Here is a 20,379-nt window from a genome sequence, read left to right on the forward strand (position 1 = left end):
TCCGGGTCTCCGCCCAGGGCTCGGGGATGGGGCGGCCCTCGCCGGCTACGAGGTGCTCGGGGTCGAGATGGAGACCGCGGAGCTGTCCACGCTGGCGGCGCTGGAGTCGATCGTGCGTCTCGAGGCGGCGCGACCCTCTCGCTGATCCGCAGCCGCCGCGCCCGGGGACCTGCCCCGGACATGCTCGTGCCCGGTCGCCATGAGGCGCCGGGCACGAGGGAGGTTCACCGGGTGGTCACCGGTTCAGGAAGCGCGGCACCAGGTCGAAGGTGGCGTACAGCGCGACCAGGCACATCGCCATGCCGCCGCAGAAGACGAGCACATGGGGATCCTCCATCGTGATCAGGCTCATCACGTACAGTCCACCGGCGAAGAGGCCGAACAGCACGGCGAACAGCACGATCGACAGGCCGACGCTGTTGCCCTTCGAGGTCACGTTCTCGTCCTCGTGCACCTGTGCGCGGGGCGCGTCCGTGACGTGCTGGTTGCTCATGATCCCTCTTCTTCCGACTCAGATCCGCTCGATCCCGCACGTGCTGCGGGTGACCGTCCCCATCCTAGACCAGGGAGCCCACGGGAGCGGACACCTCGCGGTGGTGGATCGCCGTGAGCAGGCTCTCGAACAGCGCTGCGCCGCACTCGCCGTCGATCTCCGGATGCCACTGCACCCCCAGGACGCTCGAGCCGGACTCCGCCTCGACGGCGAGCGGGAGACCGCTGGCGTGGCGGGCCACGATCCGCAGGTCCCCGCGCACGGCACGCACGCCCTGGTGGTGGAAGGCGGTGACCTCCGCGTGGGTGCCGAGGGCGAGGGCGAGATCGCTGGCGACCTCCACCTCGGCCTGGACCGCGGTGGGCTCCAGCCCGGTGGCGGGGTGCGCCGGCAGATCCACGGGCAGGTGGCGGTGCAGCTCACCGCCCTCGGCGACGACGATGATCTGCAGTCCGCGGCAGATCCCCAGCACGGGCACATCGTTGCGGCGGGCGGCGCGGTACAGGGCGGTCTCGAAGGCGTCCCGCTGCGGGTCCGGGATCATGTCGGTGGCCAGGGCGTCCTCACCCCAGGCGGACGGATCGAGGTCGGTCCCGCCGGTGAGCACGAGACCGTCCAGCTCGGCGATCTCCTCGTCGCTCCACTGGTCCTGCACAGCGAGGATGACGGGACGGGCGCCGGCCTCGCGCAGGGCGCGCACGTACTGCTCGTTGACGGTGACGGCGTCATGGCCCGACCAGGCGCCGGACATCATCGTGCTGGACCCCGCGGTCACGCCGATGAGCGGGCGACGAGTGCGCTGCGCCATGATGTTGTCCTTTCCGCAGAGGAGCGATGTTCCGGGCCGCCGGTCGACGACTGGACCCAGTTCACCGCAGCTGCGGCACCGCGGGCGAGCTCTGTGGCGGAATGTGACAGCGGGTCGGGGCAGCGCTGGCCGAGGGAGTCAGCGGAGCGCGCCGACCCGCCCCTGCTGCTCGATCGCCTGCAGGTAGTGGCCGCGCAGCTGCTCCGCCAGCACCGGCCAGGTGCGTCTGCGCACGGACTCCTCGGCGGCCCGGCCGAAGGCCCGCCGCATCGCGTCGTCGAACAGCAGGTCGCTCGCACGGTCCCGCAGCTCGTCGAGCATCCCGGGGGTATAGAGCCAGCCGGTGCGGCTGGGAGCCACCAGGTCCACCGGTCCCCCGCGGCGCGGGGCGATCACCGGCAGCCCGGAGGCCATGGCCTCCTGATGGGTCCGGCCGAAGGTCTCCCGCTCACCGGGGTGGATGAACAGATCGGCGCTGGCGAGGTGGGCGGCCAGATCGGTGCCGGTGCGGAACCCGGCGAAATGCGCCCGGGGCAGCAGGCGCCGGAGCCTCTCCTTCTCCGGTCCGTCACCCACGATCAGCAGACGCACCCCGGGCATGTCATGGATGATCTCGAGGTCCTGGACCTGCTTCTCGGGAGCGAGGCGACCCACATATGCCACCAGCTTCTCCTCGGGCCGCGCGTACGCGGCGCGCAGCGATCCGCTGCGCAGCGCCGGCGAGAACAGCGAGGTGTCCACACCGCGTCGCCACAGGTCCACCCGCTCGATGCCGCGGCCGAGCATCTGGTCACGGGTCGCGTGGGAGGGGGCGAGGTTCACCGTCGCCCGGTTGTGCACATCCCGCAGCAGCTGCCAGGTGGTGCTCTCCAGGAACGGCATGCCGTACCGCGCGGTAAACCCGGGGACATCGGTCTGGTGGACGGCGACCGTGGGCAGGCCGGCCCGCTGCGCCGCGACAACGGCGCGGCCGCCGAGGATCATCGGGGAGGCGAGGTGGATGACGTCGGGCCGGAACTCATCGATGCGTCGGCGCAGCGCCGCGGCGCTGGTGGTGGCGATGCGCACGTCCCCGTATCCGGGCAGGGGTGCGGAGGCGATGCGGCGCACCGGCACCCGGCGGCCGCAGGAGGTGCGCAGCCAGGTGCTGGCACCCGGCCACTGCGGGGCGATGACCGCGAGGTCGTCGCCGGTGGCGGCGAAGTAGTCGAGGACGCGGAGCACCGAGCCCGTGACGCCGTTCATGTGCGGTAGGAACGATTCGGAGACGAAGAGGATCCTCACGCCCTCGATGATGCGCCGGCCGTTGGTCCTCCGCGCCACGTCCGGATGACGACCGGGTGAACACTTCGCCGTGCCCCGGCTCCCGTCACAGGCGCCGCGAGGCGATCTTCGCGCCCTGCACCAGGGACTCCAGCTTCGCCCAGGCGATCTGGGGGTGGATCCGCCCGCCCAGGCCGCAGTCGGTCGAGCCGATCACGCGCTCGGGCCCGACGATCCGTGCGAAGCGCTCCAGGCGCTGGGCGACCAGCTCCGGGTGCTCGACGACGTTGGTGGCGTGGGAGACGATGCCGGGGACCAGCACCTTGTCCTCGGGCAGGGTCAGTTCCTCCCAGATGGTCCATTCGTGCTCGTGGCGCACGTTCGCGGCTTCGAAGGAGTAGTACGCCGCGTCGATCTCCAGCAGCAGCGGCGCGAGGTGGCGGAACTCGATGTCCGTGGTGTGCGGTCCGTGCCAGGAGCCCCAGCAGAGGTGGAAGCGGGTCTGCGCGGTGGGGACGTTCACCAGGGCCCGGTTCACGGCCTCGACCCGCTTGCGGGTGAAGGCGAGGTAGTCCTCGACGCTCGGCTCGGGGTTGATCTGGTCCCAGTTCTCGGCGATCGAGGGGTCGTCGACCTGCACGGTGAGGCCGGCGGCGGCGATCGCCTCGTACTCGGGCCGCATCACCTCGACCCAGGCGTCGAGGAAGGCATCGACATCACCGTAGTGGGCATCGACGATGCGGCTGCCCGAGCCGGGCGAGAGGGAGTTCAGGAAGCCGTGGCCGTAGCCGGCGGCGTCGAAGGCCGCCCGCGCATTGGCGATGTCCTGGGCGATGAGCGCACGCCCGGTGTCCGAGTAGGCGACCGGACCGGTCGCGGCCGGGAAGGTGGGCTGGGAGCCGACGGTGATCCCAGAGCTCGGATCCTGGTAGGCCTCGGCGAAGAGCGTCCAGTCGCGGCGATCCGGGAAGGTGGTCAGGCGCACGTCGCCGGGCGCGGAGCGCACCGGCTCGGAGGAGAAGATGTCCTCCCCGGTGATCTCCAGGCCGCTGACGCGGTCGAAGATGTAGGACCACCAGGAGCCGTAGTTCACGGCCGAGCCCATCAGGTGCCCGTACTCGCCGTCGTTGGGGATCGCGATGCCGATCTCCCGCTGTCTCGCCACCACGTCCACCACAGCCTGCCGCAGCACCTCGCGGAACTCGGCGGTGGGTTCGGGGGTGAGTCCGTCGGCGCCGACGGGGCGGGCGGCGTTGGCCTCGATCAGCTCGGGGCTGCGGGGGAGGGAGCCGGCGTGGGTGGTGAGGATCTGGGTCATGGACCGAGCCTACGAACCGTGACGCCCCGGTCGGAAACCGGGGCGTCACAGGTGTTCACACGGGCCCGGCCTCAGTCACGCGGCCAGGTGGGCACCAGGTTGCGGTCGCCGAAGGCCTGCTCGACACGGCGCACCGGCGGCCAGTACTTGGACTGGATCCGCATCTGGGCGCTGTCGTGGACGGAGTCGTCCTCGAGCGCGGTCCAGCTGCCGGGGTAGACGGCGACCTCGCGGGAGTAGGGGTGGGTCCACTCCCCCGTCGCGATCGAGGCCGCGGTGTGCGGGGAGTTGACCAGCGGGTTGTCGTCCTTCGGCCAGGTCCCGGCCGCCACCTCCTCCGCCTCCTTGGCGATCATCAGCATCGCGTCGACGAAGCGATCGATCTCGGCGAGGTCCTCGGACTCGGTCGGCTCCACCATCAGCGTGCCCGCCACCGGGAACGACATGGTCGGGGCGTGGAAGCCGTAGTCGATCAGCCGCTTGGCCACATCGTCCACGGTGATCCCGGTGCGGTCGGTGAAGGGGCGCAGGTCCACGATGCACTCATGGGCCACCAGGTCGTTGTCCCCCGTGTAGAGGATCTCGAAGGACTCGGAGAGGCGGCGGGCCATGTAGTTCGCCGCGAGCACGGCGGCACCGGTGGCATGACGCAGACCGTCCGGCCCCATCAGCCGGATGTAGGTCCAGGTGATCGGCAGGATCGACGCGGAGCCGTAGGGAGCCTGCGAGACCGGCGGGCCGCCATGGGGTCGGCTGCCCTGGCCGATCACCGGGTGCTCCTCCTGCTGCATCGCCGGGTGCCCGGGCAGGAAGGGTGCCAGGTGCGCCTTCGCCGCCACCGGGCCGACACCCGGGCCGCCGCCGCCGTGCGGGATGCAGAAGGTCTTGTGCAGGTTCAGGTGGGAGACGTCGCCGCCGAACTCGCCGGGGCGGGCCACCTGCAGCAGTGCGTTGAGGTTCGCCCCGTCGACGTACACCTGGCCGCCGGCGTCGTGGACCAGCTCGCACACGGTGCGCACCTCCTCCTCGTACACGCCGTGCGTGGAGGGGTAGGTGATCATGATCGCGGCGAGCTCGTCGCCGTGGTCCTTGATCTTCTGCTTCAGGTCCTCGAGGTCGATGTTGCCCCGGGAGTCGGAGGCGACCACCACCACCCGCAGCCCGGCGATCACGGCCGAGGCGGCGTTGGTGCCGTGCGCTGAACTGGGCACCAGGCACACCTCCCGCCCGCTCTCCCCGCGGGAGGCGTGATAGGCCCGGATCGCGAGCAGTCCCGCGAACTCGCCCTGGGAGCCGGCGTTGGGCTGCAGGGAGACGGTGTCGTAGCCGGTGAGGTCCGCGAGCCAGGTCTCCAGCTGGGTGATCATCTCCAGATAGCCGGTCACGTCCTCGCGGGGCGCGAGCGGGTGGACCGCGTTGAAGCCCGCCCAGGTGATGCCAGCCATCTCGGTGGCGGAGTTGAGCTTCATGGTGCACGAGCCCAGCGGGATCATCCCGCGGTCCAGCGCGAAATCGCGGTCCGCGAGGCGGCGCAGGTAGCGCATCATCGCGGTCTCGGAGCGGAAGGAGGAGAACACCGGGTGCTGGAGGAAGGGGTCCTCCCGCACCAGACCGTCCCAGCCGCTGCCCGAGTCGACCTCGGCCAGCTCCTGGCCCGGGCTCGGGGCGTGCGGGGCGAAAGCGGCGGCGATCTTCTCCAGGTCCGCGGCGGTGATGGTCTCGTCCAGCGAGAGGTGCACCAGGTCGTCGCCCACGGTGTGCACGAGGAACCCGGCGTCCTTCAGGGACTCGGCGATCGCTCCCGCGGTGCCGGTGGCGCGCACCTCGAGGGTGTCGAAGAAGCTCTCGCCCACCAGCTCGAAGCCGCTGCGGCGCAGCAGGTCCGCCAGCGAGGCGGTGCGATCGGCGACGGCGCGGCCGATCCGGGTCAGTCCCTCGGGGCCGTGGTAGACGGCGTACATGGCTGCCATCACGGCCAGCAGCACCTGGGCGGTGGTGATCGCGCTGGTGGCCTTCTCCCGGCGGATGTGCTGCTCGCGGGTCTGCAGGGACAGCCGGTACGCAGGGTGTCCGTCGACATCCTTCGACACGCCCACCAGGCGGCCGGGCAGCTGGCGCTCGAGACCCTTGCGCACGGCGACGAAGCCGGCGTGCGGGCCGCCGAAGCCGAGCGGGATGCCGAAGCGCTGCGAGGTGCCGACGGTGACGTCCGCGCCGAGCGAGCCGGGCGAGGCGAGCATGGTCAGGGCCAGCAGGTCGGCGGAGACGATCGCCAGCGCCTTGGTGGACGTGATCTCGGCGATGACATCGCGTGGATCCCAGACCCGTCCGGAGACGCCGGGATACTGGATCAGCGCGCCGAAGTACTCGCCCTCGGGGGCACCGTCGACGGCGAAGTCGACCTCGCGCAGCTCGATGCCGAGGCCGTCGGCCCGGCCCTGCAGCACCGCCTTGGTGGCGGGGAGGGTGTCGGCATCGACCAGGAACACGTTGCCGTTGCGCTTGACGCTGCGGCGGGCGAGCAGCATCGCCTCGGCGGCGGAGGTCGCCTCATCGAGGGTGGAGGCATTGGAGATGTCCATCCCGGTGAGGTCGCAGATCATGGTCTGGAAGGTCAGCAGTGCCTCGAGGCGGCCCTGGGAGATCTCCGGCTGGTACGGCGTGTAGGCGGTGTACCAGGCGGGGTTCTCCAGCACGTTGCGCTGGATCACCGCGGGGGTGTGGGTGCCGTGGTAGCCCAGGCCGATCAGGGAGCGGTGGACCGTGTTGCGGTCCGCGAAGGTCGCCAGCTCGTCGAGCGCGGCGGTCTCGGTGATGCCGGCGGGCACCACGGACTCGATGCTCCGGGACCCGGTGCCCTGGTCCAGCAGGATCGTGCCCGGCACGGCGGCGGTGAGCATGGCGTCCAGGGACTCGTAGCCCAGGACCTCGAGCATGTGACGCTGCGCGTCGGGATCAGTGCCGACATGGCGGCGGACGAAGGACTCGTGAGCGTGCGCAGACGATGCGGTCATGGAGTGGGGCCCCTGGGAGTGTCGTGTGAGTGGCGATGCGTGGCGGCGGCGCGCGGCACCGGCGGAGGCGGTCAGGACTGGGTGAAGGCGGTGTAGTCCGCGGCGTTCATCAGGTCCTCCGGGAGGGCCTGGTAGCTGACCTTGACCAGCCAGCCCTCCTCGAAGGGCGAGGAGTTGACCAGCTCCGGGGCGTCGACGACGGCCTGGTTGACCTCGGTGACGGTGCCGGAGATCGGTGAGAAGAGATCGGAGACCGACTTGGTGGACTCGATCTCGCCCATCTCGGTGCCGGCACTGATCTCGTCGTCGACCTCGGGCAGATCGACGTAGACGACGTCACCGAGCTGCTCGGCCGCGAAGTCGGTGACGCCGACGACGGCGACGCCCTCGGAGTCGACGCGGACCCACTCGTGGTCCTTGCTGTACAGGAGTTCTGCAGACATGGGAAAGGTCCTTTCTGGGGACAGGAGATCTCGGGGAACGGTGGGATCAGTCGGGGGAGTGCATCAGTCGCGGGAGTAGAACGGCGGTTTCACGACCCGCACCGGGAGGTCCTTGCCGCGCACATCGGCCACCAGAACGGTGCCCACCTCGGCGGCGCTCGCGGACACGAAGCCCATCGCGATGGGGTGGCCGAGGGTCGGGGACAGGACGCCGGAGGTGATCGCTCCGACCTCGTGTCCGTCCGCATCGCGCACCTGGGCACCGGCTCGTGCGGCCCGACGGCCGTCGGCGACCAGGCCCACCAGGACCGGTCGGTCGGACAGGTCTGCGGCCTCGATGGCGGCGCGGCCGACGAAGTCGCCCTTGGACTTCAGCGCCACCACGCGACCCATGCCCGACTGGGCGGGGTACAGGTCGCGGCCCAGCTCGTTGCCGTACAGCGGCATCCCGGCCTCGAGGCGCAGCGTGTCGCGGCAGGCGAGTCCGCACGGGACCAGGCGATCGCCGCCGGCTGCGGTCAGCTGCTCCCACAGCCCGGTGGCGAGCTCGTTCGGGACGTACAGCTCGAAGCCGTCCTCGCCGGTGTAGCCGGTGCGCGCGATCAGCATCGGCTGCCCGCGATAGGTGCTCTCGGCGAAACGGTAGTTCTTCATCCCGGTGAGGTCCTCGGCGGCCAGGGCCTCGACCCCGCTGTCGCTGCTGAGCAGTGCCTCCCGCAGGATCTGCTCGCTCGCCGGGCCCTGCACGGCGATCAGCGAGGTGCGGGCGGAGGCGTCGTCGACCTCGACGTCGAAGCCCTGCGCACGGGCGCTGAGCTCGGCGGAGTCGACCTCGGCATTGGCCGCGTTGGCGACCACCAGGAAGTGCTCCGCGGAGAGCCGGTAGGTGATGACATCGTCGATCACGCCGCCGTCCTCGGTGAGCAGCAGCGAGTACTTCGCACGCCCCACGGACATCGCCGAGAGCTTGCCGGCCAGGGCGTGGTCGAGGGCGTCCCCGGCCTGGGGCCCGCGCAGGTGGATCTCGCCCATGTGGCTGAGATCGAAGATGCCGGCGCTCTCGCGCACTGCTCGGTGCTCGGCGAGATCGGAGTCGTACCGGACGGGCATGCGCCAGCCGGCGAAGTCGGTGAACGTCGCGCCGAGCGCCTCGTGGACCGCCGCGAGGGCGGTGCTGCGCAGGTCCTGGTCGGGCATGTGGCTCCTTACTCGTCCATGGGCGGTCGTCGGGCAGGATCGTCTTCGCCCGTCACGCAGTCGCGGCGACCGGTGCGCCACCTCGCTGTGCCGCAGACTCACCATACCGTTCGCACGCGGTCCTCGTGGCCGGTGCACCCGGACCGCTGCGGAACGTGAGCCGGCGCCGGGGAGGAACGGCCTCGCCGACCGAACGGCCTGCGGTTCCGGGCCGGGAAGCGAGTACGGTGGGGACCGTGACGACGGAAGGCACCGCTGAGTGGCCGGTACGGATCCACAGCCCGCGGCTGGTGATCCGGCCGCCGGGCGACGACGATCGCGGATCGATCATCCGGCTGATGACCGATCCGGTGACTCGTGAATACCTCGGCGGTGCCGTGGACTACGCGTCCCGGCAGGCGCTGGAGCTCTCACCGCTGGGCCTGACCTGGGGACGCTGGGTGCTCGCCCTCGCGGAGGACGACACCATGATCGGCTCGATCACCCTCGGCTACGACCGCGGGGAGCTCGAGCTCTCCTATGCGCTGCTCCCGGAGTGGACCGGCTTGGGGTACGCGGCGGAGTCGTGCATCGCCCTGCTCGGCTGGGCACGCGGCGAGCTCGAGGACGAGCAGGTCATCGCCATCACGCAGACCCGCAACAAGCGCAGCGTGGCCCTGCTGCGCAAGCTCGGCTTCAGCGTGCGCAAGGGGCTCGAGGAGTTCGGCGCCCAGCAGCTGCTGCTGGAGCGTGATCTGCACGATCCGCTGCCGGCATACGCCCAGCCGCTGCAGACCGCGGCCGATCCGCCGCCTCCGCGGCGGCGCTGAGTCCCGGCTCCGAGGATTCGCGGCCGGCCGTTCCGCACCGGGCCGCAGCGGCTCTCAGCCGCGCGCGACGGGACAGCTCATGCAGCGGGGACCGCCGCGACCGCGCCCCAGCTCGTCGCCGTTGAACTCGAGGACCTCGACGCCCTGGGCACGCAGGTACTCGTTGGTGGCCGCGGCGCGCTCATAGGCGACGACCTTCCCGGGGGCCAGGGCGAGCACGTTGCAGCCGTCGTCCCACTGCTCCCGGGCCGCGGCGTACGCGTCCAACGGCGGGGTGAGCACGCGCAGCGCCTGGACCCCGAGTCCGCGGGCCAGCACCTGGTCCATCTCGTCGGCGGAGCGCGCGCGGGAGACCAGCCGGTCCCCGGGACGCTCGATCTCGAAGGTCTCCAGCGGCTCCAACGACCCGAACCGCAGCATCGACTCCTCGTCGACGACGGTGGTGACGGTGTCCAGGTGCATCATCGAGCGACGGTGCGGCAGGGCGATCGCGACCACCCGCTCCACGGAGCCGTCCGCGAGCAGATCCGCGGCCAGCCGTTCGACGCCGACGGTGCTGGTGCGCTCCGACATCCCGACCGCGACCACCCGCGGGGACAGCATCATCACGTCGCCGCCCTCCACCGTCGCGGCTCCCGCGCCGTCCCGGCCGACGATGCGGCGGGGCGCGGAGGCCCCGGCGAACTGCGGATGGTGGCGGTAGATCATCTCCAGATGCAGGCTCTCGCGGCGCCTGGCCGGATGGCGCATGGGGCTGACGGAGACCACGTCCCCGATCCAGGCCGAGGGATCCCGCGTGAACATATGGTTGGGCAGCGGGTCCAGGACCAGCTGCTCCTCCCCCGCCCGGTGCAGGGCGATCGAGCGCGGCCTCACCCCCAGGGCGCCGAGCTCGCCGACGGTGATGCCGCCGATGAGCACATCGACCAAGGGACCGGGCGCGAGATCGGCGAGGGCCTCGTGGAGATCCTGCACGGCGATGTCCCCCAGGACGCCCGGATCCAGGGCGCGCATCAGCAGTTCCTGACGCAGGACGGGATCATCCAGGAGATCGGTGAGCAGACGCGTCAGCTCGAGCACCTCGACGCCCTCATCGCGCAGCAGATCGCTGAACTGCCGGTGCTGGGCCTGGGCGCGGTCCAGCCAGAGCACCTCGTCGAACAGCAGTCCTTCCCGGGAATCGGGGGTCAGCCGCTCGAGCTCGGGCCCCGGTCCGTGGACGAGCACGCGGCGCAGCGGTGAGATCTCGTCGTGCACACCGGTCCGGGGTTCTGCTGCCACTGCCATACGAACTCCTCAGTTCTCGACCTGCGCACGTTCTCGACCTGCGCGCCCTCGGCGGTGAGGGCGCGTCCTCTCGGCGCTGCGTGCACGCTAACAGAGCACAGCACAGGCCGCGGGCGCCCCGGCGTGCACGGCCCGCCGCACGATGGCTAGGCTGATCGGGTCCACAACCATCCTTCCCAGGAGGTCCCCGTGACCGCGACCGCGCTGTCCATCCCCACCACCACGCTCGCCGACGGCACCGATCTCCCGCTGATCGGCTTCGGCACCTCGAGCATGAAGGGCGTCGAGGGTGCCCGCGCGATCGCCGCGGCCCTGCGCGCAGGCTACCGGCTCATCGACTCGGCGGCCCAGTACGGCAACGAGGCCGCGGTGGGCGCGGGGCTGCGCGACAGCGGCGTGGATCCCGACCAGGCACTGGTGACCACGAAGATCGCGGGAGGGGACCAGGGCCGGGAGGCCGCTCGCGAGGGGTACCTGGCATCGCTGCGCCGACTGGGTCTGGACCGGGCCGCGCTGGTGCTCATCCACTGGCCGAACCCCTCCCGGGGCCTCGCCCTGGAGACCTGGCGCACCCTGATCGACCTCAAGGAGGAGGGACGGGCGCTGCACATCGGGGTCTCGAACTTCCGGCCGGAGCAGCTGCAGGAGCTGATCGACGCCACCGGGGTGAGCCCCGAGGTGAACCAGATCCAGCTCTCCCCCGCCCTGCCGCGGGCCGAGGCCGTCGCCTTCCACCGCGAGCACGACATCGTCACCCAGGCCTGGGGGCCGCTGGGCGGGCGCGAGGGGCTCTCGGGGCAGTTCGCCCTGCAGCGCATCGCGCGCAAGCACGGCGTCGCCCCCTCGCAGGTCTCGCTGCGCTGGGCGATCGATCAGGACATCGTGGTGATCCCGAAGTCCCAGGATCCCCAGCGCCAGCGGGACAACGCCTCCCTCGACGGGCTCCGCCTCGACGAGGAGGACCGCAGCCTGCTGGCCTCGCTCGATCTGGGCGAAGACGCCGCCTGGGACTCCCGCGAGCACGAGGAGTGGTGAGCGCGGGCGGCCGCTTCACCCCGGGTGCGGCGCACCGGGAGATCGTCTTCCTCACCGGATCCGGGATCAGCGCCCGCACGGGTCTGGGCACCTTCCGGGGCCCGGAGGGGCTGTGGGCCCTCGAGCCCGAGACCGAGGAGGCGATGCACGCCGAGCTGCTGCCCGGCTCGCTGCCGCAGCTGTGGCGGGTGTGGGGCCGGATGGCCCGCATCGCCCGTGGGCACGGTCCCACCCCGGGCCATCGGGCGATCGCCCGGCTGGGCGCCCCGGTGATCACGCAGAACATCGACGGCCTGCATCAGGCGGCCGGCAGCGAGCTCGTCGCCGAGCTGCATGGCAGCGCGCTGCGTGCGGTGTGCCTCGAGCTGCGCTGCACGTGGTCGGCGCCGCTGGCGCCGGGCGAGGGACCGCGTGCCGAGGACCACGGCGTGCCCGGCGCCTGCCCCCGATGCGGCGCGCCGACCCGACCTGACGTGGTGCTCTTCGACGAGCAGCTGCCGCAGGACGCCCTCGAGCTCGCGATGCGACTGGCGCAGCGGGCGGATCTCTTCGTGGCCGTCGGCACCAGCGGGGTGGTGTTCCCCTCCGCGCAGCTGGCACCGCTGGCGGCGTCCCACGGCGCCACCACGGTGCTGATCGACATCGCTCCGCCCAACGGCTCCCGCGCCCTCTTCGACCACGTCATCGCCGAGGACGCCCACGAGGTGCTGCCGGACTGGGAGCGACGGCTCCATCGTGTGGGCGGCACCTCGTTCCTGGATCCCTTCCCGCGCTGACCGGCCCGGCCCCGGGGTATCCAGCGCAGGCGGATACCGTCAGGGTCCCGACATCCCCGAGCGCCTCAGATCCAGATCGCGGGATCCATCTGCTGCTCGGGATGGGCGCTCCCCGCCCGCACGATGGCGGGGATCCCGACGGCGGTGGCCCCGGCAGGCACATCCTTGACCACCACGGCGTTGGCACCGACCTGCGCGCCCTCACCGAGGACCACCGGTCCGAGCACCCGGGCGCCCGCCCCGATGGTCACCCCGCTCTCGACCGTGGGATGGCGTTTGACGCGATCCATCGAGCGGCCGCCGAGGGTGACCCCGTGGTAGAGCATGACGTCGTCGCCGACCTCGGCGGTCTCCCCCACCACCACGCCCATGCCGTGGTCGATGAAGAAGCGGCGGCCGATCCGCGCCCCCGGGTGGATCTCGACCCCGGTGACCGAGCGGGCGCCCTGGGCGAGGACCAGCGCCGGCAGCCGCGCTCCGCGCCCCCACAGCCGATGCGCGATCCGGTGGGTCCAGATCGCGTGCAGCCCGGGAGAGGTCAGCAGGATCGCCAGGTCATCGGTCGCCGCGGGGTCGCGGCGGTGCGCCGCCGCGAGGTCCTCCCGGACCGTCGCGACGGCGTCCATCACCCGATCCAGCGGGTTCGTCGCCATGGATGCCGAGCCTCTCGTCAGTCCGCGTACTCGGCGTACAGCGGGGTGGAGAGGTAGCGCTCGCCGAAGGACGGCACCACCACCACGATGGTCCTGCCGGCGAACTCCTCACGGGAGCCGACACGGACGGCGGCCTCGATGGCGGCGCCGGAGGAGATGCCCACCAGCAGACCCTCGGTGCGGGCCACCGAGCGGGCCCGGTCCATGGAGGCCTCCGCGTCGATGTCGAGGACCTCGTCGTAGATCTCGCGGTCCAGGATGCTGGGCACGAAGTTCGCGCCGAGGCCCTGGATCTTGTGGGGGCCGGGCTGGCCGCCGGTGAGGATCGCGGACTCCTCGGGCTCCACGGCGATGATCTTCACCTCGGGCTTGCGCTCCTTGAGGACCTGGCCGACGCCGCTGATGGTGCCGCCGGTGCCGATGCCGGCGATGACCGCATCCACGGTGCCGTCGGTGTCGTTCCAGATCTCCTCGGCGGTGGTGCGGCGGTGGACGTCGACGTTGGCGGGGTTGTCGAACTGGCGGACCTGGACCGCGCCGGACTCGGCGGCGATCTCCTCGGCCTTCTCGACCGCGCCCTTCATGCCCTTGGACGCCTCGGTGAGGATCAGCTCGGCGCCGTAGGCGCGCAGCAGCATCCGGCGCTCCTTGGACATCGACTCGGGCATGGTCAGGACGACCTTGTAGCCGCGGGAGCCGCCGATCATCGCCAGCGCGATGCCGGTGTTGCCGCTGGTGGCCTCGACGATGGTGCCGCCGGGCTGCAGCTGCCCGGACGCCTCGGCGGCGTCGATCATGGCCACGCCGATGCGGTCCTTGACCGAGCTGGCCGGGTTGTAGAACTCGAGCTTGGCGACGATCGTCGCCTTGACCTCGTCACCGAGGCTGTTGAGCTTGACCAGCGGGGTGCGGCCGACCAGTTCGGAGACGTTCTCGTAGATGGGCATGCTTCTCCTCGACGTTGCGGGAGCCGTGGGCTCAAAGGTGAACTTGGCTCGATCATAACCTTGATGGGTGAGCAGAAGCTGGGTGTCTCAGGATCTGCCTGCCCGACGTCGTGGGCACTCGCCGACGAACGTCTAGGACACCCGACCGGTCAGAGGCTCAATAGACCATCCCCATGAATTCGCGGACCTTCGCGAGCGTGGCCTCGGCCTCGGCGTTGGCCTTCTCGTTGCCCGCACGGAGCACGTCGAAGAGGTAGCCGGGATCCTGCTCGAGCTCCGCCCGGCGGGCGCGCACCGGCGCGAGGTGCTCGTTGAGCACCTCGGCCGTGTAGAGCTTCAGGGTGCCCGCGCCGCGATCGCCGATCTCCTCGGCGATCTCCTCCGGGGCCCGTCCGCTGGCCTGCGAGGCGATGGTCAGCAGGTTGGCGACCTCGGGACGGCCTTCCGGATCGAAGGTGATCCGGCGGTCGGCGTCGGTCTTGGCCTTCTTGAGCTTCTTCAGCGTCTCGTCGGCGTCCATCCGCAGCATGACGGTGTTGCCGCGGGACTTGCTCATCTTGTGCTCGCCGTCCAGGCCCAGGATGGTCGGAGCCTCGGAGAGCAGCGCATCGGGTTCGGGGAAGTAGGCCTCTCCCCCGGCGTAGCGCTCGTTGAAGCGGCGGGCGATGACGCGGGTCTGCTCGATGTGCGGCAGCTGGTCCCGACCCACCGGGACCAGGTTGCCGTGGCAGAACAGGATGTCCGCGGCCTGGTGGACGGGATAGGTCAGCAGCAGCCCGCCCATCGCGGACTTCCCGGCGGCGGCGAGCTCGGTCTTCACCGTGGGGTTGCGCTCGAGCTCGGGCTGGGTCACCAGCGAGAGGAAGGGCAGCATCAGCTGATTCAGCGCCGGCACCGCGGAGTGGGTGAAGATCGTCGAGCGCTCCGGGTCGATGCCGACGGCCAGGTAATCGGTCAGCAGCTCCCGCACTGACCCCCTGATGTCCCCGATGACCTCGCGGTCGGTGATCACCTGGTAGTCCGCGACGATCAGCCAGGTCTCCACCCCGGCGTCCTGGAGACGGACGCGGTTGCGCAGCGAGCCGAAGTAATGGCCGATGTGCAGGGCGCCGGTGGGACGATCACCGGTGAGCATGCGCAGCCCCGAGGGGTCGGACTCGATCTGGGACCAGATCTTGTCGCTGCGCTGCTGGGCGGTGTCGTAGCTGGTGCGGGTGTCGTTCGGTGCGGTCACCACACCATGCTAGCGGCCTCGTCGGGGGCGGCTGCGGTCGAGCCGCGCACGATCAGCTGGGGCCGCACCACGACCTCCGTCCGCGCGGGCCGCCGCGAGTCCTCGCCGCCTCCGAGCGCAGTGCGCACGGCGGCGCGGGCGATGGAGCCGACGGCCTGGCGCACGGTGGTCAGCGGCGGGTTCGTCAGCGACGCCCAGAAGACGTCGTCGTACCCGGCCACGGAGACGTCACGGGGAACGCTGAGGCCTTGGGAACGCACGCCCTCGAGGGCGCCGGCGGCCATCACGTCGGACCCGCAGAGGATCGCCGTGGCCCCGCGGTCCACGAGATCCCGCGCGGCCTCGTACCCCCCGGCGTAGGAGAAGTCGGTGAAGGAGACCGGCTGCGGCTGCTCGGCCCATGGGGACGTGACCGCCTCGAAGACCCGCAGCTTCTCGCGCACCGGCCAGGTGTGCTCATCGCCCACCGCCAGCCCCACCCGCTGGTGCCCGAGCTCCTGCAGATGCGTGAGCACGGCCCGCACCGCATGATCCTCGTCGCTGGAGAGGAAGGCGGCGTCGAGCTCCTCGCGCACGCCGTTGATGAGCACCAGCGGTGTGCCGCCGGCGATGATCTCCCGGTAGTGGTCGACCGGTCCGCGGTGCTGCGCGTGATGCCCGGAGACGACGATGATCGCGTCGACCCCGCAGTGCAAGAACCTCTGCAAGAACTCTCGCTCCCGCTCCACGGTGCGGGCCCGCATGGCCACCAGAGCGGTGGCGCCGCGCTCGAAGAGCTCGGCCTCGATGCGCTCGGCCCAGGCCGCGAAGACCTGGTTGTCCAGGTCCGGGACGAGCACGCCGACCAGCGGCCCCGAACCGATCGCCCCCGGGCCCAGATCCCGTCCCAGACGACGTGCCACATCCAGCACGGCCTGGCGGGTCGCCTCGTTCACCCCGGCCTTGCCGTTGAGCACCCGCGAGACCGTCGCCTCGCTGACCCCGGCGGCCCGGGCGATGTCGACGAGTCGTGCCATACCCTCCCCCTCCCGGACCGCGCGCGTCGTCGCCCGTGGCCGAATCGATACCTGCAAGTTCTTGCGCATTCTTGCACAGGAAGGGGTTCTCGTTCTAGTGTGGGGGCATCGAGCGCCGCCACGGGAGGCGGCAGCTCCACGATTCAAAGGAGAAGACGTGCAGATTCGTCGAAAGAGCTTCCTCGCCCTCGGCGGCCTCGCCGCCGGCACCACCCTGCTCGCCGCCTGCGGCGGCTCGGACACCGATGGCGGCGCCGGCGATGGCACCGGTGGCGGTGCCTCCGACGGCGGCGGGGCCGGCGGCGGTTCCTCGGCCGGCCAGCTGGTCATCTGGGCCGACGAGGAGAAGGCTCCCGCGCTGGAGCCCTCCGCCAAGGCCTGGGGCGAGGAGAACGGCATCGAGGTCGTCGTCGAGGTCGTCCCCGGGGACGAGCTGCAGGCGAACTTCATCACCGCCAACCAGGCCGGCAACGGCCCGGACGTCACCATGGGTGCCCACGACTGGATCGGCAACCTCGTGCAGAACGGCGCGATCTCGCCGGTGCAGCTGCCCTCGAACGTGGCGGACACCATCGCCCCGGTCGGTGTCGACGCCGTCACCTACGACGGCCAGACCTACGGCGTGCCCTACGCGGTGGAGACCCTCGCGCTGTTCGCCAACAACGAGCTGACGGACGTCGCGGAGCCCGGTTCGATCGAGGAGCTCATCTCCGCCGCCGAGGCCGGTGGCGCCGAGAACATCCTCTCGCTCCCGATCGGCGAGTCCGGCGACCCGTACCACATGCAGCCGATCTACACCTCGGCCGGCGGCTACCTGTTCGGCAAGGACGCCGAGGGCAACCTCGACCCCTCCGACCTGGGCGTGGGCAAGGAGGGCTCCCTCGTCGCGGCGGACAAGATCTCCGAGCTCGGCGAGAAGGGCGTGCTGAAGAACTCCATCACCGGCGACAACTCGATCTCCCTGTTCGCGGAGGGCAAGGCGGCGTACCTGATCTCCGGCCCGTGGGCCCTGGCCGACGTGCGCGACTCGGGCATCGATTTCACCGTCTCCCCGATCCCCGGCTTCGAGGGGATGGAGCCGGCGGCGCCGTTCGCGGGCGTGAACTCGTTCTACGTGGCCTCGAACGCGGCCAACGCCGGTTTCGCCCAGCAGTTCATGACCGATGTCGCCAGCTCCCCCGACGTCGCCAAGGCCATGTACGAGGCCAACCCCCTGCCCCCGGTGAACCTCCAGCTGCGGGAGGAGATCGCGAGCTCGGACGAGCACGTGATGATCTTCGCCGAGGCCGCCGAGGCCGCCGCTCCGATGCCCGCCATCCCGGCGATGGCCGCGATCTGGGGACCGCTGGGCATCGCGGAGGCCAACATCGTCGGAGGCGCGGACCCGCACCCGACCATGGAATCCGCCGGTGAGGAGATCGCCGCCGCGATCGGCTGAGCCGACCGGAGTGATCCGCCGCCCCCGCCGCTCTGCGGCCGGCGCGGCGGATCGCTCCGCTGCCTGCGCCACCACCCGCCGCCCTGACTCCTCTCCTGTTCCTCGAAAGGCAGAGTCGCCTCATGACCTCGACGCATGCCCCCGCGCACCGGACCCGGTCCACCTCGGTCCCGGCCGTGGTCACCCGCATCGCGGTGCTCGGCATCACCCTCGCGGTGACGGTCTTCATCGCACCGGTGCTGATCTCCCAGCAGTCCTGGATGTGGCTGGCGGTGCTGGTGCTCGCCGCCGTCGGCATCTTCGCCCTGTACTCCACGAAGCGCTTCGTGCCGGGCAAGTACCTCTTCCCGGGCACCTTCTTCCTCTCCGTGTTCCTGATCCTCCCGATCGCGCTGACGATCGGGTACTCGTTCACGAACTACGGCGACGGCACCCGCGGGACCAAGGAGCAGGCGATCGGCTCGATCGTCGCCAGCTCCGTCCAGCAGTCGGCCGACTCGCCGCGGTACACGATGACGGTGGCGACCTCCGGCTCCCCCACCGAGGGACCGTTCGAGCTCTACCTGGTCGATCCCACCGACGGCACGGTCTACCACGGTGATGCCGAGACGCCGCTCGAGGAGGTCGACTCCGGAGCGGTCACCGTGGCCGACGGCCGGGTCACCGAGGTCCAGGGCCTCACCGTGCTCGACGCCGGCCAGGTGAACACGATCTACAACGAGCTGATGGAGCTCGCGGTCCCGGTCGACGAGTCCTCGGCCGTCCGCCCCCTCGGCGTGAACCAGGCCTTCGTGGGCACCACGGTGCTGCAGTACGACGAGGCGACCGACACCATCACGGACACCTCGACCGGCGAGGAGTACACCGTCGGGGAGGTCGGGGACTCCCAGTACTTCGTGGACTCCTCGGGCGAGCGGGCGTTCTCCCAGGGCTGGCTGCAGAGCGTGGGCCTGTCCAACTACGAGCGGCTGTTCACCAACTCCACCGTCGCCGGGCAATTCTTCTCGGCCTTCGTGTGGACCCTGGTGTTCGCGGGCGGCTCGGTGCTGCTGACCTTCGCACTGGGCTTCGCCCTCGCCGTGATCCTCAACGATCAGCGGCTGAAGGGTCGCCGGTTCTACCGCTCGGTGCTGATCATGCCGTACGCGATCCCCGGCTTCATCTCGCTGCTGGTGTGGTCGAACTTCTACAACCGCGACTTCGGCCTGATCAACGAGATGCTCGGCCTGGACCTGGACTGGTTCGGAGATCCGAGCCTCGCGAAGGTCGCGGTGCTGCTGACGAACCTGTGGATGGGCTTCCCCTACATGTTCATCGTCTCCACCGGCGCACTGCAGGCGATCCCGGACGAGCTGACGGAGGCCGCCAGGATGGACGGCGCCTCGCCCCTGCAGGCCACCAGGAAGATCGTGCTGCCGCTGCTGCTGGTGGCCGTGGCCCCGCTGCTGGTCTCGTCCTTCGCCTTCAACTTCAACAACTTCAACGCGATCGAGCTGCTCACCGAGGGTGGTCCGTTCCCCGACGGCTCCGGCCGCGGCGCCACGGACATCCTGATCTCGATGGTCTACCGCATCGCCTTCGGCGGCTCCGGAGCCGACTTCGGCTTCGCCTCTGCGGTCTCGGTCTGCCTGTTCGTCCTCACCGGCGTCCTGGCCGCCATCCAGTTCCGATTCACCAACGTCCTCGAAGACGTCAACTGAGCCCGCGGAAGGGGTCCACCATGAGCTCCACCACAGCTCCGCAGCACGGCGCGAAGCATCGCATGCCCTTCAGCCGCTGGTTCGCCGAACTCGGCTGGCGCCACGTCGTCGGCGTGCTGGCGATCGCCTTCGCCATCTTCCCGATCATGTTCGTGATCTCGGCGTCGCTGAACGAGAGCGGTTCGATCGCCGCCGCCGGCCTGCTCCCCACGGAGGGGGTCACCCTCGAGCACTATGTCGCGATGCTCAGCGGCGAGCGCGCGAGCTTCCTGCGCTGGTACCTCAACACGATCATCGTGTGCGGCGTCGTCGCCACCGGCCAGGTCTTCCTCTCGCTGCTGGCCGCCTATGCCTTCAGCCGCCTGCGCTTCCGCGGTCGACGCGGCGGCATGCTCGCGGTCCTGCTGATCATGATGTTCCCCGCGATCCTCGCGATGATCGCGGTGTACACGATGATCGCGGGCCTGGGCGAGGCGGTGCCGCTGCTCGGCCTGAACACCCTGGCCGGCTACATCGCCGTGCTGATGGGCGGCGCCTTCGGCCAGGTCTGGCTGCTCAAGGGCTTCTTCGACACGATCCCGAAGTCGCTGGACGAGGCCGCGATCATCGACGGGGCCTCCCACTGGCAGACCTTCCGCAAGATCCTGGTGCCGTCCATGACCCCGATCCTGGCCACGACGCTGCTGCTGGCCCTGGTCGGCTCCATGAGCGAGTTCCTGATCGGCTCGATCTTCCTCACCGATGACTCGAAGAAGACCCTCGCCGTGGGCATGTACGGCATGTTCTCCTCGGACCGCTCGAACAACCTGGGCATCTTCGCCGCGGGATCGGTGATGGTCATGATCCCGGTGATCGTGCTCTACCAGTTCCTGCAGCGGTACATCGTCGGCGGTTCGACCGCCGGCGCCGTGAAGGGCTGATCGACCCCAGCCTCCCCTCGAACCTCGC

Annotated in this window: 18 protein-coding genes; 6 read left to right on the forward strand and 12 right to left on the reverse strand. The window is 70.6% G+C overall.

Annotation, left to right across the window (positions count from 1 at the left end):
• Nucleotides 1–235 precede the first annotated feature (235 nt).
• The 7 genes from ACHUEU_RS10395 to gcvT form a co-directional block, all read right to left on the reverse strand.
• Entirely contained in the window at nucleotides 236–493 is a 258-nt protein-coding gene (locus ACHUEU_RS10395) for a hypothetical protein (protein ID WP_394216049.1), read from the reverse strand.
• A gap of 64 nt (nucleotides 494–557) precedes the next feature.
• Nucleotides 558–1,301 carry a gamma-glutamyl-gamma-aminobutyrate hydrolase family protein gene (locus ACHUEU_RS10400; RefSeq protein WP_394216050.1) on the reverse strand — a complete coding sequence of 248 codons (744 nt, stop codon included), beginning with the start codon at nucleotides 1,299–1,301 and terminating at the stop codon, nucleotides 558–560.
• Between the two features lie 138 nt (nucleotides 1,302–1,439).
• Nucleotides 1,440–2,585, reverse strand: coding sequence for a glycosyltransferase family 4 protein (locus ACHUEU_RS10405; RefSeq protein WP_394216051.1), 1,146 nt, complete (start codon nucleotides 2,583–2,585; stop codon nucleotides 1,440–1,442).
• Between the two features lie 85 nt (nucleotides 2,586–2,670).
• On the reverse strand, nucleotides 2,671–3,882 hold the full coding sequence (locus ACHUEU_RS10410) for a cobalamin-independent methionine synthase II family protein (protein WP_394216052.1): 1,212 nt from the start codon (nucleotides 3,880–3,882) through the stop codon (nucleotides 2,671–2,673).
• A gap of 71 nt (nucleotides 3,883–3,953) precedes the next feature.
• Nucleotides 3,954–6,896, reverse strand: a complete 2,943-nt coding sequence (gene gcvP, locus ACHUEU_RS10415; RefSeq protein WP_394216053.1) for an aminomethyl-transferring glycine dehydrogenase — start codon at nucleotides 6,894–6,896, stop codon at nucleotides 3,954–3,956.
• 71 nt (nucleotides 6,897–6,967) lie between these two features.
• Entirely contained in the window at nucleotides 6,968–7,339 is a 372-nt protein-coding gene (gene gcvH, locus ACHUEU_RS10420) for a glycine cleavage system protein GcvH (protein WP_394216054.1), read from the reverse strand.
• A gap of 63 nt (nucleotides 7,340–7,402) precedes the next feature.
• Complete coding sequence (gene gcvT, locus ACHUEU_RS10425; RefSeq protein WP_394216055.1) at nucleotides 7,403–8,536, reverse strand: glycine cleavage system aminomethyltransferase GcvT; 1,134 nt, start codon at nucleotides 8,534–8,536, stop codon at nucleotides 7,403–7,405.
• Nucleotides 8,537–8,772: 236 nt separating this feature from the next.
• Between gcvT and ACHUEU_RS10430 the strand changes: the two genes are divergently transcribed.
• Nucleotides 8,773–9,345: a GNAT family N-acetyltransferase gene (locus tag ACHUEU_RS10430; RefSeq protein WP_394216056.1), complete on the forward strand. Its 573-nt coding sequence runs from the start codon at nucleotides 8,773–8,775 to the stop codon at nucleotides 9,343–9,345.
• Between the two features lie 54 nt (nucleotides 9,346–9,399).
• Here the strand turns inward: ACHUEU_RS10430 and ACHUEU_RS10435 are convergent, their stop codons facing one another.
• On the reverse strand, nucleotides 9,400–10,632 hold the full coding sequence (locus ACHUEU_RS10435) for an arginine deiminase (protein WP_394216057.1): 1,233 nt from the start codon (nucleotides 10,630–10,632) through the stop codon (nucleotides 9,400–9,402).
• 189 nt (nucleotides 10,633–10,821) lie between these two features.
• Between ACHUEU_RS10435 and ACHUEU_RS10440 the strand changes: the two genes are divergently transcribed.
• Together ACHUEU_RS10440 and ACHUEU_RS10445 are read left to right on the forward strand one after the other, a co-directional pair.
• Nucleotides 10,822–11,667 (forward strand): aldo/keto reductase, encoded by an 846-nt coding sequence (locus tag ACHUEU_RS10440; protein WP_394216058.1) that lies wholly within the window; start codon nucleotides 10,822–10,824, stop codon nucleotides 11,665–11,667.
• Nucleotides 11,664–12,443, forward strand: a complete 780-nt coding sequence (locus ACHUEU_RS10445; RefSeq protein ID WP_394216059.1) for an SIR2 family NAD-dependent protein deacylase — start codon at nucleotides 11,664–11,666, stop codon at nucleotides 12,441–12,443. The genes ACHUEU_RS10440 and ACHUEU_RS10445 overlap by 4 nt, the downstream gene beginning before the upstream one ends.
• 65 nt (nucleotides 12,444–12,508) lie before the next feature.
• Here the strand turns inward: ACHUEU_RS10445 and epsC are convergent, their stop codons facing one another.
• The 4 genes from epsC to ACHUEU_RS10465 form a co-directional block, all read right to left on the reverse strand.
• Nucleotides 12,509–13,096, reverse strand: a complete 588-nt coding sequence (gene epsC / locus ACHUEU_RS10450) for a serine O-acetyltransferase EpsC (protein ID WP_394216060.1) — start codon at nucleotides 13,094–13,096, stop codon at nucleotides 12,509–12,511.
• 17 nt (nucleotides 13,097–13,113) lie between these two features.
• Entirely contained in the window at nucleotides 13,114–14,043 is a 930-nt protein-coding gene (cysK, locus tag ACHUEU_RS10455; protein WP_394216061.1) for a cysteine synthase A, read from the reverse strand.
• Nucleotides 14,044–14,200: 157 nt separating this feature from the next.
• Complete coding sequence (gene trpS / locus ACHUEU_RS10460; RefSeq protein ID WP_394216062.1) at nucleotides 14,201–15,277, reverse strand: tryptophan--tRNA ligase; 1,077 nt, start codon at nucleotides 15,275–15,277, stop codon at nucleotides 14,201–14,203.
• Nucleotides 15,274–16,293, reverse strand: coding sequence for a LacI family DNA-binding transcriptional regulator (locus ACHUEU_RS10465; RefSeq protein WP_394216063.1), 1,020 nt, complete (start codon nucleotides 16,291–16,293; stop codon nucleotides 15,274–15,276). The genes trpS and ACHUEU_RS10465 overlap by 4 nt, the downstream gene beginning before the upstream one ends.
• Before the next feature lie 157 nt (nucleotides 16,294–16,450).
• Here ACHUEU_RS10465 and ACHUEU_RS10470 point away from each other — a divergent pair, with 157 nt between their 5' ends.
• From ACHUEU_RS10470 to ACHUEU_RS10480, 3 genes are all read left to right on the forward strand, one after another.
• Complete coding sequence (locus tag ACHUEU_RS10470) at nucleotides 16,451–17,731, forward strand: sugar ABC transporter substrate-binding protein (RefSeq protein WP_394216064.1); 1,281 nt, start codon at nucleotides 16,451–16,453, stop codon at nucleotides 17,729–17,731.
• A gap of 122 nt (nucleotides 17,732–17,853) precedes the next feature.
• Nucleotides 17,854–19,431 (forward strand): ABC transporter permease subunit, encoded by a 1,578-nt coding sequence (locus tag ACHUEU_RS10475; RefSeq protein WP_394216065.1) that lies wholly within the window; start codon nucleotides 17,854–17,856, stop codon nucleotides 19,429–19,431.
• A 20-nt stretch (nucleotides 19,432–19,451) separates the two neighbouring features.
• A complete protein-coding gene (locus tag ACHUEU_RS10480; RefSeq protein ID WP_394216066.1) occupies nucleotides 19,452–20,351 on the forward strand; it encodes a sugar ABC transporter permease in 900 nt (299 codons plus the stop codon).
• Nucleotides 20,352–20,379 lie beyond the last annotated feature (28 nt).

Origin of the sequence: Brachybacterium vulturis, assembly GCF_043641765.1 — a bacterium.
Classification (GTDB): domain Bacteria; phylum Actinomycetota; class Actinomycetes; order Actinomycetales; family Dermabacteraceae; genus Brachybacterium; species Brachybacterium vulturis_A.

Coding starts and splice junctions, on each gene's coding strand:
- ACHUEU_RS10395 (WP_394216049.1), bottom strand. CDS start 493: ATGAGCAACCAGCACGTCACGGACGCGCCCCGCGCACAGGTGCACGAG.
- ACHUEU_RS10400 (WP_394216050.1), bottom strand. CDS start 1,301: ATGGCGCAGCGCACTCGTCGCCCGCTCATCGGCGTGACCGCGGGGTCC.
- ACHUEU_RS10410 (WP_394216052.1), bottom strand. CDS start 3,882: ATGACCCAGATCCTCACCACCCACGCCGGCTCCCTCCCCCGCAGCCCC.
- gcvP (WP_394216053.1), bottom strand. CDS start 6,896: ATGACCGCATCGTCTGCGCACGCTCACGAGTCCTTCGTCCGCCGCCAT.
- gcvH (WP_394216054.1), bottom strand. CDS start 7,339: ATGTCTGCAGAACTCCTGTACAGCAAGGACCACGAGTGGGTCCGCGTC.
- gcvT (WP_394216055.1), bottom strand. CDS start 8,536: ATGCCCGACCAGGACCTGCGCAGCACCGCCCTCGCGGCGGTCCACGAG.
- ACHUEU_RS10435 (WP_394216057.1), bottom strand. CDS start 10,632: ATGGCAGTGGCAGCAGAACCCCGGACCGGTGTGCACGACGAGATCTCA.
- epsC (WP_394216060.1), bottom strand. CDS start 13,096: ATGGCGACGAACCCGCTGGATCGGGTGATGGACGCCGTCGCGACGGTC.
- cysK (WP_394216061.1), bottom strand. CDS start 14,043: ATGCCCATCTACGAGAACGTCTCCGAACTGGTCGGCCGCACCCCGCTG.
- ACHUEU_RS10465 (WP_394216063.1), bottom strand. CDS start 16,293: ATGGCACGACTCGTCGACATCGCCCGGGCCGCCGGGGTCAGCGAGGCG.
- ACHUEU_RS10475 (WP_394216065.1), top strand. CDS start 17,854: ATGACCTCGACGCATGCCCCCGCGCACCGGACCCGGTCCACCTCGGTC.
- ACHUEU_RS10480 (WP_394216066.1), top strand. CDS start 19,452: ATGAGCTCCACCACAGCTCCGCAGCACGGCGCGAAGCATCGCATGCCC.